The organism is Ancylobacter dichloromethanicus (assembly GCF_018390645.1).
GTDB classification, from domain to species: domain Bacteria; phylum Pseudomonadota; class Alphaproteobacteria; order Rhizobiales; family Xanthobacteraceae; genus Ancylobacter; species Ancylobacter dichloromethanicus.
The window spans coordinates 83,115-98,261 of record NZ_JAHBGC010000011.1 but is presented as its reverse complement, the minus strand read 5'-3'; the positions used below and the strand labels follow the sequence as shown (position 1 = coordinate 98,261).

General features: G+C 70.6%; 13 protein-coding genes. 5 read left to right on the top strand and 8 right to left on the bottom strand.

Features of this window, described 5'->3' with window-relative positions:
• Window positions 1-192: 192 nt before the first annotated feature.
• The 5 genes from acnA to aguA all read left to right on the top strand — a co-directional run bounded on the left by acnA (window position 193) and on the right by aguA (window position 6,741).
• Window positions 193-2,877: an aconitate hydratase AcnA gene (acnA, locus tag KHC23_RS06095; protein ID WP_213370507.1), complete on the top strand. Its 2,685-nt coding sequence runs from the start codon at window positions 193-195 to the stop codon at window positions 2,875-2,877.
• 292 nt (window positions 2,878-3,169) lie between these two features.
• Window positions 3,170-4,030: a DUF1223 domain-containing protein gene (locus KHC23_RS06090; RefSeq protein WP_213370505.1), complete on the top strand. Its 861-nt coding sequence runs from the start codon at window positions 3,170-3,172 to the stop codon at window positions 4,028-4,030.
• Window positions 4,031-4,386: 356 nt separating this feature from the next.
• The gene (locus tag KHC23_RS06085; protein WP_213370503.1) at window positions 4,387-4,728 is read left to right on the top strand and encodes a DUF2794 domain-containing protein; all 342 of its coding nucleotides are present in this window, start codon (window positions 4,387-4,389) and stop codon (window positions 4,726-4,728) included.
• Window positions 4,729-4,754: 26 nt separating this feature from the next.
• Window positions 4,755-5,645: an N-carbamoylputrescine amidase gene (gene aguB / locus KHC23_RS06080; RefSeq protein WP_213370501.1), complete on the top strand. Its 891-nt coding sequence runs from the start codon at window positions 4,755-4,757 to the stop codon at window positions 5,643-5,645.
• A 4-nt stretch (window positions 5,646-5,649) separates the two neighbouring features.
• Window positions 5,650-6,741: an agmatine deiminase gene (gene aguA, locus KHC23_RS06075; RefSeq protein WP_213370499.1), complete on the top strand. Its 1,092-nt coding sequence runs from the start codon at window positions 5,650-5,652 to the stop codon at window positions 6,739-6,741.
• Between the two features lie 4 nt (window positions 6,742-6,745).
• Here aguA and KHC23_RS06070 read toward each other — a convergent pair whose 3' ends face one another.
• From KHC23_RS06070 to KHC23_RS06035, 8 genes are all read right to left on the bottom strand, one after another.
• Entirely contained in the window at window positions 6,746-7,777 is a 1,032-nt protein-coding gene (locus KHC23_RS06070; protein ID WP_213370497.1) for an SDR family oxidoreductase, read from the bottom strand.
• Window positions 7,777-8,442, bottom strand: coding sequence for a nickel pincer cofactor biosynthesis protein LarB (larB, locus tag KHC23_RS06065; RefSeq protein ID WP_213370496.1), 666 nt, complete (start codon window positions 8,440-8,442; stop codon window positions 7,777-7,779). Before larB ends, KHC23_RS06070 begins: the two co-directional genes overlap by 1 nt.
• Before the next feature lie 3 nt (window positions 8,443-8,445).
• Window positions 8,446-9,264 (bottom strand): ATP-dependent sacrificial sulfur transferase LarE, encoded by an 819-nt coding sequence (gene larE / locus KHC23_RS06060; RefSeq protein ID WP_213370494.1) that lies wholly within the window; start codon window positions 9,262-9,264, stop codon window positions 8,446-8,448.
• On the bottom strand, window positions 9,257-10,537 hold the full coding sequence (larC, locus tag KHC23_RS06055; RefSeq protein WP_213370760.1) for a nickel pincer cofactor biosynthesis protein LarC: 1,281 nt from the start codon (window positions 10,535-10,537) through the stop codon (window positions 9,257-9,259). Before larC ends, larE begins: the two co-directional genes overlap by 8 nt.
• 71 nt (window positions 10,538-10,608) lie before the next feature.
• Window positions 10,609-11,916 carry a nickel-dependent lactate racemase family protein gene (locus KHC23_RS06050; protein ID WP_213370492.1) on the bottom strand — a complete coding sequence of 436 codons (1,308 nt, stop codon included), beginning with the start codon at window positions 11,914-11,916 and terminating at the stop codon, window positions 10,609-10,611.
• Between the two features lie 213 nt (window positions 11,917-12,129).
• The gene (selD, locus tag KHC23_RS06045; protein ID WP_213370490.1) at window positions 12,130-13,191 is read right to left on the bottom strand and encodes a selenide, water dikinase SelD; all 1,062 of its coding nucleotides are present in this window, start codon (window positions 13,189-13,191) and stop codon (window positions 12,130-12,132) included.
• Between the two features lie 177 nt (window positions 13,192-13,368).
• Window positions 13,369-14,529 carry a transglutaminase-like domain-containing protein gene (locus tag KHC23_RS06040; RefSeq protein ID WP_213370489.1) on the bottom strand — a complete coding sequence of 387 codons (1,161 nt, stop codon included), beginning with the start codon at window positions 14,527-14,529 and terminating at the stop codon, window positions 13,369-13,371.
• Window positions 14,526-15,143 (bottom strand): TlpA disulfide reductase family protein, encoded by a 618-nt coding sequence (locus KHC23_RS06035; RefSeq protein ID WP_213370487.1) that lies wholly within the window; start codon window positions 15,141-15,143, stop codon window positions 14,526-14,528. Before KHC23_RS06035 ends, KHC23_RS06040 begins: the two co-directional genes overlap by 4 nt.
• Window positions 15,144-15,147: the final 4 nt, after the last annotated feature.

Below are 15,147 nucleotides of genomic sequence, written 5' to 3'. Positions count from 1 at the left end.
GCCGACGCGCCGCACAATTTTCCAATGCATCGCGTCAAGCCCTCTAGGATCGGAGTTTGAAATGGCTCTATATAGAAATCTGAACGATGCGCCCCGTGCCGTGCCAGGGCCCGCCCGAGCTATAGCCCGCGAGCCCGCTTCCCTCCAAGGCCCAGCGCATCCTGTCACTTTGTTAGCGGGGACCTGCCAGCCGTGACGTCTCTCGACAGCTTCAAAAGCCGTAAAACCCTCACCGTCGGGTCCAGGACCTACGTTTATTACAGCCTGCCGGAGGCCGAGAAGAACGGTCTCGACGGGGTCTCGTCCCTGCCCTTCTCGATGAAGGTGCTGCTGGAGAACCTGCTCCGCTTCGAGGACGGCCGCTCCGTCTCGAAGAAGGACATCGTGTTCATCAAGGACTGGCTGGTGAACCGCGGCAAGGTCGAGAACGAGATCGCCTACCGCCCCGCCCGCGTGCTGATGCAGGACTTCACCGGCGTTCCCGCCGTGGTCGACCTCGCCGCCATGCGCGACGCCATGGTGCATCTGGGCGGCGACCCCAAGCGGATCAACCCGCTGGTCCCGGTCGATCTCGTCATCGACCATTCGGTGATCGTGAACTTCTTCGGCGACAACGCCGCCTTCGGCAAGAATGTCGACGAGGAATACAAGCAGAACCAGGAACGCTACCGCTTCCTGAAATGGGGCCAGTCGGCCTTCGACAATTTCCGCGTGGTGCCGCCGGGCACCGGCATCTGCCACCAGGTGAATCTCGAATATCTGGCCCAGACCGTCTGGACCAAGGACGAGGACGGCGACACCGTTGCTTATCCCGACACCTGCGTCGGCACCGACAGCCACACCACTATGGTGAACGGCCTCGGCGTGCTCGGCTGGGGCGTGGGCGGCATCGAGGCGGAGGCGGCCATGCTCGGCCAGCCGGTCTCCATGCTCATCCCCGAGGTCATCGGCTTCAAGCTGACCGGCGAGATGAAGGAGGGCATCACCGCCACCGATCTCGTGCTCACCGTCACCCAGATGCTGCGCAAGAAGGGCGTGGTCGGCAAGTTCGTCGAGTTCTTCGGCCCCGGCCTCGACCACCTCACCCTCGCCGACCGCGCCACCATCGGCAACATGGCGCCCGAATACGGCGCCACCTGCGGCTTCTTCCCGGTCGATTCGGAGACCATCGCCTATCTCGACGAGACCGGCCGCACCGATGAGCGCATCGCCCTCGTCGAGGCGTATTCCAAGGCGCAGGGCATGTGGCGCACGGCGGGCACCGCCGACCCGGTGTTCACCGACGTGCTGGAACTCGACATCTCCACCGTGCTGCCCTCGCTCGCCGGCCCCAAGCGCCCGCAGGACCGGGTGTTGCTCTCGGGCACCAAGCAGGGTTTCCTCGCCGCGCTGGAAGGCGAGTTCAAGAAGGCCGGCGAGACCGGCAAGCGCGTGCCGGTGGCCGGCACCGACTATGATCTCGGCCATGGCGACGTCACCATCGCCGCCATCACCTCCTGCACCAACACCTCCAATCCCAGCGTGCTGATCGCCGCCGGCCTGCTGGCCCGCAACGCGGTGGCGAAGGGCCTGAAGTCGAAGCCGTGGGTGAAGACCTCGCTGGCGCCCGGCTCCCAGGTGGTCGAGGGCTATCTCAACGCCGCCGGCCTGCAGGACGATCTCGACGCGCTCGGCTTCAATCTGGTCGGCTTCGGCTGCACCACCTGCATCGGCAATTCCGGCCCGCTGCCGGAGGCGATCTCGGAAGCCATCAACACCCAGGACCTCATCGCCGGCGCCGTCATTTCCGGCAACCGCAATTTCGAGGGCCGCGTGAACCCGGACGTGAAGGCGAACTACCTCGCCTCGCCGCCGCTCGTGGTCGCCTATGCCATCGCCGGCTCGCTGCAGATCGACCTCACCACCGAGCCGCTCGGCATCGGCTCGGACGGGCAGCCGGTGTTCCTCAAGGACGTCTGGCCGTCGAACCAGGAAATCGCCGCCTTCATCCGCGAGAACGTCACCAAGAAGATGTTCCAGGAAAAATATTCCGACGTCTTCAAGGGCGACGAGAACTGGCAGAAGATTGCCATTCCGCTGGGCGAGACCTACGCTTGGGAGAACGCCTCCACCTACGTGCAGAACCCGCCCTATTTCGAGGGCATGAAGATGGAGCCCGAGCCGGTCACCGACATTCTCGCGGCGCGGGTGATCGGGCTGTTCCTCGATTCCATCACCACCGACCACATCTCGCCCGCCGGCTCGATCAAGGAAGCGAGCCCCGCCGGCGCTTATCTGCGTGACCACCAGGTCCGCCCGGCCGACTTCAACCAGTACGGCACCCGGCGCGGCAATCACCAGGTGATGATGCGCGGCACCTTCGGCAATATCCGCATCAAGAACCAGATGCTGAGCGGCAAGGAAGGCGGCTTCACCCGGCACTGGCCGGACGGCACCGAGATGCCGATCTACGACGCCGCCATGCTCTACAAGCAGGAAGGCGTGCCCACCGTGGTGTTCGCCGGCAAGGAATACGGCACCGGCTCCTCGCGCGACTGGGCGGCCAAGGGCACGGCGTTGCTCGGCATCCGCGCCGTCATCGCGCAGAGCTTCGAGCGCATCCACCGCTCCAACCTGGTCGGCATGGGCGTGGTGCCGCTGGTGTTCCAGAACGACGAGAGCTGGCAGTCGCTCGGCATAAAGGGCGATGAAGTGGTCACCCTCAAGGGCATCGAGGGCGACCTCAAGCCGCGCCAGACGCTGATCGCCGAGATCGCCTTCGCCGACGGCACGGTGAAGAACGTCCCGCTCACCTGCCGTATCGATACGCTGGACGAGCTGGACTACTTCCGCAATGGCGGCATCCTGCCCTACGTGCTGCGCAATCTCGCGGCCTGAGCGGGGCTCGCAACGCCTGCAGGCAGCCGGCGCGGGCTCGTCCCGTGCCGGCTTTTTGCATCCGGCGGCCGCCGTGCCGGCGCCCGGCCGCTCGTTGGGTCACGTCACGCCCGCGTGCGTGGCGACACCCGAATGTGACTGGTGGCGATGCCCGCGCCGTCCTATTGCCTTGGGTGCGGATCCGGCCGGCAAGGCTCGGCCCGCTCCGCCCCGAACCCTGCGAAAGGCGCCCTCCCTGCGGACCGGCCCGCCGCGTGCCAGACCGTTCCGCGCCCAAGGACAACCGCCCGACATGTCCCTGACCGCCTCCCTCGATTCCTGCCTGTCCGCCCGCGACACCCGCCCCGCCTGCACGCCCCTGTCGGGTCTTGCCCTGGCGCTGCTGGCCCTGCTGATGGTGCCCGCCGGCGCCGCCCACGCGGAAGACGCCCCCACCCCGGCGGCGAAAGTCGAGCCGGTGAAGCCGGTGGCGGCACCGAAGGCGATGATCGAGCTGTTCACCAGCCAGGGCTGTTCCTCCTGCCCGCCGGCCGACAAGCTGATGGGCGAACTCGCCACGCGTCCCGACGTGATCGCGCTCACCCTGGCGGTGGACTACTGGGATTATCTCGGCTGGAAGGACACGCTGGCCAAGCACGGCCATTCGCTGCGCCAGAAGGCCTATGCGCACATGCGCGGCGACGGCAAGCTGTTCACCCCGCAGGCGGTGGTGAACGGCCGCATCATGGCGATCGGCTCGGACCGGGCGACGCTGGAGCGCACGCTGGCCGACATCGACCCGCCGCCGGTGCCGGTCACGGTGGAAAGCCTCGGCGGCAGGGTGAAGGTGCATGTCGCCGCCGCCCCCGGCTCGGCCAAGGGCGAGGTCTGGCTGTGCCCGGTGGCGAGCCGCATGGAGGTCGATATCGGCCGCGGCGAGAATGAGGGCGCCAGCGTGGTCTACCACAATGTGGTGCGCGGCTGGACCCGGCTCGGCGACTGGCAAGGCACGGCCGCCAGCTTCGAGACGACGGTGCATCGCCTGCCCGGCGACCCCACCGACGCGGTGGTGGTGTTCGTGCAGTCCGGCTCGTCCACCGAACCGGGCGCCATCCTCGGCGCGGCGCTCCAGCCGCTCGAATCGACGCCAGCAATACAATCACACGCTCGTTAACAGAAAACACAGGACGGCCCGAATTCGGCCGTTGCAATGCCCATAGCCAGTTCCAATGTCGTTTCATAGCGTTGGGCCGGTTCGCAGGCGCATCGGTTTCCCAGCCCCCCAGCCCCCCGCGGCGTTTGTGGGCCGGCCTGACGTTATGTTCTAGGTTCAATCCCCGAATTGCTCTTCAGGGCCGGCTGCTTCGCCGGCCCTTTTTCTGTCCGGCGACCGTCGCCCGGGTGCCGCCGCCGGCGCGGCGGCGAAAAGGCGCTTGAAGCCGCCCGCCGCCCGGTGGATCATGACCGCGACATGACATTGATGAGTCCGCAGGCCCGCGCCAGCCGGGCCGCCCAGGGCGGAGGAGCCGCGTGGCGGAAATCGACCCCATAGCCTTGCCGGCCGGCGCGCGCGTCGACCGCGTCACCTTCGACCGCCGCGAGCTCGACCGCATCCTCGATCTCTATGGCCGCATGGTTGCCCAGGGCGAATGGCGCGACTACGCCATCGACTTCACCCGCGACAAGGCCATCTTCTCCATCTTCCGCCGCGCCACCGAGGTGCCGATCTACCGGATCGAGAAGGACCCGCGCCTCGCCCGCCGCCAGGGCGCCTACACCGTGGTGTCGCAGACCGGGCTCATCCTCAAGCGCGGGCACGAGCTTGCGCGCGTGATCGCGGTACTGGAAAAGCCGCTGCGCGCCGTCAACTGAACCCACCTTCCGATCCGGAGATGTCCATGCGCAGCCTGACCGTCGCCGCCACCCAGATGCGCTGCGACTGGGACGTGGAGGGCAACATCGCCCGCGCCGAGGCGCTGGTGCGCGAGGCCGCCGGGCGCGGTGCCCGGCTCATCCTGCTGCAGGAACTGTTCGAGACCCCCTATTTCTGCCAGGACCAGCTCTACGAGTTCCTCGATCTCGCCAGGCCGTTCGAGGGCAACCGGCTGATCGCCCATTTCGCCGGTCTGGCAAAGGAGCTGGGCGTGGTGCTGCCCATCTCCTTCTTCGAGCGCGGCGGGCAGGCCGCCTTCAACAGCCTCGCCATGGTCGACGCGGACGGGTCGATTCTGGGCCTCTACCGCAAGAGCCACATTCCGGACGGGCCGGGCTACACCGAGAAGTTCTACTTCTCGCCCGGCGACACCGGCTTCCGCGTCTGGGACACCGCGGTCGGGCGCGTCGGGGTCGGTATCTGCTGGGACCAGTGGTTCCCGGAATGCGCCCGCGCCATGGCGCTGCTCGGCGCCGAAATGCTGCTCTACCCCACCGCCATCGGCTCCGAGCCGCACGATGCCGGCCTCGATTCCGCCGGCCACTGGCAGCGGGTGATGCAGGGCCATGCCGGCGCCAACCTGATGCCGCTGATCGCCTCCAACCGCATCGGCCGCGAAGAGGGCCGCAACGGCACCGCCCTCACCTTCTACGGCTCCTCCTTCATCGCCGGGCCCACCGGCGAGAAGGTCGCCGAGGCCGGCCGCAGCGAAGAAACCGTGCTCACCGCCACCTTCGACCTCGACGGCATCGCCCGCCAGCGCCACAGCTGGGGCGTCTTCCGCGACCGCCGGCCGGAACTCTACGGCCCGCTGCTGTCGCTGGACGGGCACGCCCCCACGCGGGCCATCGGGTGATCCCATGAGCGAAACCCTCGCCACGCTGCCCGCCGCCGATGGCTTCCGCATGCCGGCCGAATGGGAGCCGCATGCCGGCACCTGGATGATCTGGCCGGAGCGGCCGGACAATTGGCGCGACGGCGCCGCCCCGGCACAGGCCGCCTTCGCCGCGGTCGCCGGCGCCATCGCCCGGTTCGAGCCGGTCACCATGCTCGCCACCGCCCGGCAATGGCGCCACGCCCGCGCCGCCCTGCCCGCCTCGGTGCGCGTGGTCGAGGCGTCCTGCGACGATTCCTGGTGCCGCGACAGCGGCGCCACCTTCCTCACCGACGGTGCGGGCCGGCTGCGCGGCGTCGACTGGGGCTTCAACGCCTGGGGCGGGCTCTACAGCCCATTCGACCAGGACGAGGCGATCGCCGCCAAGATGCTGGAGATCGAGCGTGCCCCGCGCTACGCCGCCCCGCTGGTTCTGGAAGGCGGCTCGATCCATGTCGATGGCGAGGGCACGGTGCTCACGACGGAGGAGTGCCTGCTCAACCCCAACCGCAACCCGCACCTCACCCGCGAGGAGATCGAGCAGCACCTGAAGGACTATCTCGGCGTCTCCCGGGTGCTGTGGCTCGGCGCCGGCCTGGTCGACGACGAGACCTCCGGCCATATCGACAACCTCGCCTGCTTCGTGCGGCCCGGCGTGGTGGCGCTCACCGGCTGCGACGACCCGCTCGATCCGCAATACGCGATTTCGAGGGATGCCCGTGAACGCCTGTCGAAGATGACCGACGCGCGTGGCCGCGCGCTGGAGATCGTCACCCTGCCGCTGCCCGGCCCGCTGTTCCGCTCCAACGCGGAAGCGCTCGACCTCGGGACCGAGACCGGCAGCATGTCGCGCCGTCCGGGGGAGCGGCTCGGCGCCTCCTACGCCAATTTCTATCTCGGCAACGGTTTCGTGCTGATGCCGCGGCTCGACCCGGCGCAGGACGAGGCGGCCCACGCCATCCTCTCCCGCCTGTTCCCGGAGCGCGAGGTGGTCGGCGTGCCGACGCACGAGATCATCCTCGGCGGCGGCAACATCCACTGCATCACCCAGCAGCAGCCGCTGGGCACGCCGGGCTGAACCGCTAGCCCTTCACCAGGCCCAACCGAAGCAGACTTTCCGCCGTGGCGAGGATCGCCTCTTCCGGCGGGCGGGGCGACCAGCCGAGCAGGGCGCGCGCCTTCTCGCTGGAGGCGCTGCGGCGGATGCCGAGGCGCGGCACCGCGAGGCGTGCCGTCGGCGAGACGAGAGCGGCGAGGCGCACCAGGAGATCCGGCAGTTCGAAGCGCGGCGCCCGCCGGCCCGCCGGGCCGAGGCCATCGCGCAGCATGCGCGCGATCTGATGCAGCGATACGGCGTCGCCTGACGTGGCGAGGAAGCGTTGGCCCGCCGCCTCCGGCGCCGTCATCGCCTTCACATGCAGTTCGGCCACGTCGCGCACGTCCACCAGGCCGAAAAAGACGCGCGGCGTCGCCGGCACGGTGCCGTCCAGCAGCGCCCGTATCAGATCCAGCGAAGCGGACAGGTCCGGCCCCAGCGCCGGGCCGAGCACCACCACCGGGTTGATGCTCGCCAGCTCCATGCCGGCCCCCTCGCCGGCGACGAAGTCCCACGCCGCCCGCTCGGCCAGCGTCTTGGAGCGCGTATAGGCGTCGACGCCCACGCCCTCGGGGTCGGTCCAGTCGCTCTCGTCATAGCGCCCGGCGCGCGGCGGATGGCCATAGCCCACCGCGGAGAACGAGGAAGTGACGACGACCCGCCGCACCCCGGCCGCGCGCGCCGCCTTCAGCACCCGCAGCGTGCCCTCGCGCGCGGTGCGGATCAGCGCGCCCTCATCGGCCGCCACCAGCCCCGCCGGCAGCGGCGAGGCGACATGCAGCACGCCGTCGCAGCCGGCCACGGCCGCCGCCCAGCCGGCGTCCTCGAGCAGGTCGGCGCGGTGGAAGCCGAGCGGAGCGTCAGCCGGCGCCCCGCCCGCCGCCAGCATGGCGCGCACCTCGCTCTCGCGGGCGAGGTCGCGCAGCGTCGCCCGCACCGCATGGCCCTCGCGCAGCAGGGCCAGCATCACATGGGCGGCGATGAAGCCCGCGCCGCCGGTGACGAGAACACGCGCCATCACGGCTCCTCCCGGCCCGTCGCCGCCGCGCCGAGCATCTTCAGGGCGGCGCAGGCGGCGCCGTAGCCATTGTCGATATTCACCGCCACCACGCCGGGCGCGCAACTCGCCAGCGCCGAGGCCAGCGCCGCCCTGCCGCCCTCGGCCACGCCGTAGCCGACCGAACACGGCACCGCGATGACCGGTGCGCTCACCAGCCCGCCGAGCACGCTGAACAGCGCCCCCTCCATCCCCGCCACCGCGATCACCACCCGGAAGCGGCGGATTTCCTCGATCCGCGCCATCAGCCGCCACAGCCCGGCCACGCCGACATCGGCGACGAGCAGCGATGCCTCGCCGGAGAAGGCCAGGGTTTGCGCGGCCTCGCGTGCCACCGGCAGGTCGGAGGTGCCCGCCGCCACCACCGCGACGCTGGCGGCGGCGAGCGGCACCGGCCCGCCGAGCACGGCGGTGCGCGAGGCGGCGTCGTAGTCGAGCCCGGAGCGTGCCTGCGCGTCCAGCGCCGCGAACCCCGCCGGCTCCAGCCGCGTCAGCAGCAGCCGCGCCGAGCGCGCCCGCGCGGCGGCAAGGATTTCCGCGAGCTGCGCCGGCGACTTGGCGCTGCACAGCACCGCCTCGGGAAGCCCGGTGCGCGCCGCGCGCTGCCAGTCGAAGGTGAAGTCCATGACTCAGGCCCCGACGAACATGGCGCCGCGGCGATAGGCGCGGGTGCCGGCATAGACCCGCGCCGCCTCCCCGCACAGGCCCGCCATCAGCGTGTCCACCGCGCCGGCATGGCCCATCGCCTCCGGCCCGAGTTCCACCACCACGCCCTGACGGGTGATCCGGCAGCGCAGCGTGCCGCCGCCGGTCAGCACGGCAAGCCGCCGCTCGGCCCTCTCGACAAAGGCGAGGTCGGCGGCATGGATGGCGATGCCGGTCTCGACCCGGCTGGCGAGACAGGGCTGCGCCGGCAGTTCCGCGACCTCGCCGAGCCCCAGCGCGCGGGCCAGCGCCCGCACGTCGCTTTTCGCCAGCCCCGCTTCGATGAGCGGGTGCACCACCCTTCGTTCTGTGGCGGCGATCAGGCCGGGCCGATAGTCGCCGAGATCGTCGAGATTGGCCCCCGAGGCGATCGGCCGGTCGGTCAGCCCGGCGACGCGGTCGTAGAGATTGGTCTTGCAGAAATAGCAGCGGTCCACCGGGTTGTCGCGGTAGCGCTTGTCCTCGAACTCGCCGGTGCCGGTGACGATGAGTTCCCAGCCCTGCGCCACCGCCAGATGCCGCACCCGCATCGTGGCCTCCGCCGGCACGGCGGGAGAAACCGCATGGATCACGGTGAGCGGCACGCCATGGGCGAAGGCGAAGCTGGCCAGGGTGAGCGAATCCACCCCGCCGCTCACCGCCACCGCCAGCGCCGGGAAGCGTTCGAGCACGCGGGCCAGCCGTTCGGCCGGCGGCGTGGCGGCGGAGGTTTCGATGAATGCGCCGGGCCTGGCCTCACGCATCGCCGCGTTCCGCGTCGCCAGATTCCGCCCGCAGCTTGAGCGCCCGCCGCGCAGCGAGCGTGTCGCCGGTCAGCACGTCGCTCTCCGCCTTCACCGTCGGCCCGCCCGGCCGCGCCACCGTCTTCACCGCGACGCCGGCGCTCTCGCCGGCCGCGCGCGGCAGAATCAGCCGGCGCTCCTCGCGAACGCGCAGCCCGATGGTGGAGGTCTGCGCGAAGCAGGCGCGGGCCACCGCCTCCATGCTTTCCGGCCGCGCCAGCAGCCGCATCGAGGCGACGGGCCGCCCCTTCTTGCCGAGGCGCGACCCGACGCTGACATCGAGCACCCCGGGCGCGGCGCGCAGCCGCTCGCTCGCGGTGCCGATCTCCTCCCCCGTCATATCGTCTATGTCGAATTCGATCACCGCCACCCTGTCGTGGTCGGCCCGCGCATCGCCCTCCGCCGGCGCGGCCTCGAACACCAGCGCTCGCAGCACATTAGGCATTCCCGGCAGGGCGCGCGTGCCCGCCCCGGTGCCGGACGCGACCAGCCGCCCGCCCAGGGGCCGGCCGGGCCGCGCCAGATGTTTCAGGATCGCCGCCCCGGTCGGGGTCACCCGCTCGCCGGCAATGCCGTCGTCGCGCCAGTCGAAGCCGTCGAGCAGCGCGGCGGTCGCCGGCGCCGGCACCGGAAGCAGCCCGTGCTGGGTCCTCACCAGCCCGCCACCCAGCGGCAGGGCGGAGACGGTCCAGTCAGCGCCTTGCAGCGCCGCCGCGAGGCTGCCGGCAGCGACCACGTCGAGCAGCGAATCCCAGTCGGCGATCTCGTGGAAATGCACCTCTTCCACCTTCACGCCGTGAATGGCCGCCTCGGCGCGGGCGAGCAGGCCGAGAATGGCCGACGCGTGCCGCGCTGTCCCCTCGCTCAGCGCCGCCGCCTCGATCCGCGCCCGCATGTCGCGATAGCTGCCGGCGCCGTGGCGGTGGCGTTCATGAGCCGGCTCATTTCCCCCGCGCTCCTCCTCATTCCCGGGCTTGGCCCGGGGACCCAGCCCCTCCGCCAGAACGGCACCGGAAGCCTGGTGAGCGTGGGAATGCGCGGGCCTGTGCGCATGATCGTGGGCGTGCGTGTGGGCGTCCTCGCCCTCCAGCCCGAAGCGGCGCACGGCGATGCCACCGCTCAGCCCCTCGCGCAGCACGGGCGTGCCCGCCCCTTCCGGCAGCACGGCACGCGCATCCGCCATCACCCGGGGGGCGAGGTCGGGAAAGGCGTCCAGCAGCGCCGCCACGAACATGTCGCCGGCAACGCCGCCCACCGCGTCGAGATGGATGCGTCTCGCACCGCCAGATATCGCGCCGCCGGAGTTCACGCCGCCGCCTGCCGTTGCCGGCAGACCGGTATCACATAGGGCCCCTCGGGAATGATGGCGAGCGCGTTGTCGCCGGAGCGTTTGAGGCTCGCGGCAATGGCCGCGTCGAGATCGGGCACGATCTCCACCGCGGTGACGCGGCGCTCCTCGCCGGTCAGCCCGGTGGTGTAGAGCTGGATGCGCCCGACCCGCATCGGCTTGAGCTGCATCTCGGTCTGCCACTCGTCGACATCGGCCAGCGTCTTCGCGGTCAGCGTGGCCAGAAAGCGCTCCGGCCCCAGTTCGACCAGCCGCTCCTGCGCGGCGCGGAATTCCTCGCTGCCGAACCCCTCCGAGCATTCCGAGGCGATGATCAGCGTGCCGCCGGGCTCCAGAATGTCGAGCGGCGTCACCATGCCCTTCACCGTCTGGTAATAGGTCTTGTCAAGTGGATAGCCGGCTGATGATGTCACCACCGTGTGGTAACGGCGCGGCGCCTCGATCACCGTGGCGCCCTCGACGAAATCGACGGCGGCGAGGTGGCTGGCGATGATCTCGCCAAACGAGACGAAGACCAGGTCGCGTTCCTCGTCCAGCACCGTGTTCAGCGCATAGATGTCGCCGAGCTTGCGCACGATCTCCAGTTGCTCCTCATGCAGCGGGTTGCCGACGAGGTTGCACTGCACCGCTAGCGGGTCCTCCATAAAGCGGGCGGAATGGAAGGTGCGGATGGTCTGGTGCCCGGCCACGCCCGGCGCCACCACCTTGCGCCCGCCGGACCAGCCGGCCATGAAATGCGGCTCCACCAGCCCGGTGGCGATGCGCAGATCGGCCTCGGCGAAGCGCCGGTCGATGAACACCGGCGTGCTGCGCGTCGACGTCGCGCCGAGATCGACATGGGCGGCCTCGTCGCGGGCGAAATGGTTCTCCACCCGCACCGTCTCCAGCACCCAGGGGTCGCCGACCAGCTCGGCCAGTTCCTCGCCCTCATTGGGCCGGTGCAGCCCGGTCGCCACCAGCACGGTGATGGCGGCGGGCAGAATACCGGCCGCGATCAGGGTCTCGATCATCGGCCGCAGGAAAAGCCGGTTCGGCACCGGGCGGGTGATGTCGCAGATGAGGATGCAGGCGCTCGCGCAGCCCGTCGCCAGCTCGCGCAGCGGCGCCGATCCCACCGGGTGGTCGAAGGCGTGGCGGATGCCGGCGAGGTTGTCCGGCAGCTTCGGCAGCGCCGCCTTGCGCAGCACGGTCGGCTCGGCTTCCGGCGGCAGGGCGAGGTGCAGCGCGCCACGGCCGAAGGCGAGTTCGAGGGCGGGTTCGGGCATGGTCGATCCTTGATGTTACCCGCCGCGGGAGGCTCACCCTCCCGGCCGGTCAGGCGAAGAGGATATCGCGCTGAAGCTCCCTCATAAACCTGCCGGCAGGCAACGAAAAGCCGGCCGGCGGCCCGCCCCCGCGCGCGGGCCCGATCCAAGAGACGCCGATCCAAGAGACGCCGTCTCCGCGCGACCGTCATCGGGCGCGGTGACCGCGCCCGATCAAACCACCGTGACCGAGGGCGCGCCGTCCACCGCGCGCCCGATGATGGCGGCGCGCGGGAAGCCGGCGGCGCGGATCTCGCCCAGCACCCGCGCGGCCGCCTCGGGCGCCACCGCCACCAGCAGCCCGCCCGAGGTCTGCGGGTCGGTGAGCAGATGGCGCTCCGCCTCCGCCATTGCGGCGGGCAGGCGCACCCCCTCGCCATAGCTCGCCCAGTTGCGGTGCGAGGCGCCGGTGATGAAACCGGCCTGCGCCAGCGCGCGGGCCTCGTTCAGCAGGGGCAGGGCCGCCGCCTCGATCTCCAGCCCGAGCGAGGCGCCGCGCGCCACTTCCAGCCCGTGGCCGAGAATGCCGAAACCGGTCACGTCGGTCACCGCGTGCACGCCCGCGTCCCGGCCCAGCGCGGTGCCGATGCGGTTGAGCGTCGTCATCGAGGCGATCATCTCGGCATAGGCGGCGGGCTGGAGCACCTCTTTCTTGAACGCGGCGGAATAGATGCCGACGCCGAGCGGCTTGGTCAGGATCAGCGCGTCGCCGGCGAAGGCGGTGCTGTTCTTGCGGATCTGCTCGGGCCGCGCCGTGCCGATGACCGCGAGGCCGTAGATCGGCTCCGGCGCGTCGATGGAATGGCCGCCGGCCACCGGAATGCCGGCCTCGGCGGCGATCGAGGCGCCCCCTTTCAAGATCTCGCGCACCATGGCGGGCTCCAGCTTGCCCAGCGGCATGCCGAGAATCGCCAGCGCCAGCAGCGGCTTGCCGCCCATGGCGTAGACGTCGGAAATGGCGTTGGTGGCGGCGATGCGGCCGAACTCGTAGGGGTCGTCGACCATCGGCATGAAGAAGTCGGTGGTGGCGATCAGGCAGGTCTCGTCGTCAAGCTGGTAGACCGCCGCGTCGTCGCCGGTCTCGGTGCCGACCAGCAGCCGCTCGAAGCCGGCGCTGGAGGGCTGCTCCGCCAGCAATTCGCGCAGCACCGAGGGCGCCAGCTTGCAGCCGCAGCCCCCGCCATGGGCGAGGCTGGTGAGGCGGAACGGGGCGGCGTCGGCGGGTTTGTCGAGCATGGTACGTCATCCTTCTGGCGGGCACGGACACGGTAATCGACTGCATCCTTCGAGGCCCGGCGTCGCCGGGCGCTTCAGGGGCGCCCATTGCCAGGCGCCCCGGGGATGACGCGGGGAGATGTCGCCCGTCATGCTGAGGAGCGGGGCAGCGCCCCGCGTCTCGAAGCGCGCAGGGCCTCAGGCCGAAACCTCACGCGCGGTGATCGCATAGGCGAAGGCGTCGGGGTCGAGGCAGTCCTGGCGCAGGCTCGCCACTTCCGCCTGCGGGTACATGAGGAAGCCGAGCTTGGGCCCGCTGGAGCCCGGCAGGGCGATGTCGTGGCCGTCATTATAGGCCAGCCAGTTGCCCTCCCACGAGCCGAACAGCGCCTTGCGCGCGGCCAGCACCTTGGCGTCGTCCATCGCGTTCTTGCCCGGCGGCTCCTCCAGCACGACCTTGCGCACGTCAGCGGGATCGGTGGCGACCCAGCCGAAGCCGTCGAGCCACACCTCGGCGCGGCAGTGCTGCGCCTTGGAGATGGTCGGCGAATTGGCGCCCAGGCTCTTGTAGCCGAAGGCGGAAGGCGCGACGCGGATGCCGTAGAGGTCGCGGGCGGGAATGCCGGCGGCGCGGTTCAGGCCGACGAACAGCGCGTTGAGATCGGCGCATTTGCCGCCGATGTTGCCACTGGCCAGCAGCGAGGCGACATCGCCGGTGCCGCAGCCGCGCGTCGCGGCGTTGCGATAGGTGTTCTCGACCACCCATTCATAGATGGCGCGCGACTTCTCGACATCGCTCGCCTTGCCGACGGTGATCCTGTCGGCGGTCGCCTTGACGATGCCGTCGGTGGGGATCAGGTCGGTGCTCGCGAGGAACAGCGCCCGCTCCTGCGCCGAAAGCGCCGCCACGCTGCCCGGCGCCGAGAAATCGGTGGCGCGGTCGCGGGTGGAGAAGCGCGAGGTGATCTCGACGCTGGGCTTGGCTTCGCCCTCGGCCCAGGTCAGGTGCAGCATCTGCGCGCCATAATGGGGGTCCGTCACCACCTCGGCGGTGACGGCATTGGTCTTCCAGGTGCTCTCGCCGGGCTTCATCCAGTCGGAGGCCGTATAGGAGGGCAGCGGCACCCACGCCTGAGCGGGGCCGCTCTTGCCCTCCACTGGCTTCACGTCCAGCACCGTCACCACCTCGAAATCGCGCCATTTACCGGGCTTCGGCGCGAAGGCGGCGGCCGCCGCCGGGCCCGCGGCCTGGGCGAAGGCGGTGGACGAAAAGAGGGCGGAGGGAACGGCGGCGATGGCGGCAAGCGCCGCGCCGGCTTTGAGAAGGTCGCGACGACGGGGCAAGGCGAGCTTTGTCATGGTGATGGCTCCCGGAGCGGTTCTTGTTGGTCGAGGGGTGGCAGCCCCGCGCCTTCGGGCGCGGCGGCCGGATCGGCAGGCACCTCGTGCAGCACGGCGTCGAGCAGGCGGTCGGCGGCGGGGTCGTCCCAGTCGACCGGGCCGCCGGCGTAAAGGCGCAGCGTGTGGGAGGCGTCGAGCACGAAGCTCGACGGCAGGCCGGTGACCTTCCACGCCTTCAGCGCGGCGCGGTCCTCGTCCAGCAGCACGGGAAAGGGCACGGGATGGGCGTCGAAGAAGCGGCGTACCCGCACCGGCACCTCGCCGACATCGACGGCGAGCAGCGCCAGCCCGTCCTCCCCGCGGCGTCCCGCGAGCCGCGCCAGCCCCGCCATCTCGTCGCGGCAGGGCGCGCACCAGGTCGCGAAGAAGTGAACCAGCACCGGGCGTCCGTGCAGCGCCGCAAGGTCCTGGCGGCCGTGATCGAGCGGGGCGAGGGCCAGAGAGGCGAGGGTCAGCGAGGCAAGAGCCGGCGCCGGCGGCTTTTCCCCGATCGGCAGCGGCGAGGCGGCAAACGCCGGTGCTGCCCCCGCAAGCGTCAGTGACGCAAGGGAAGCAACAATAACCAGAAGCAACCGG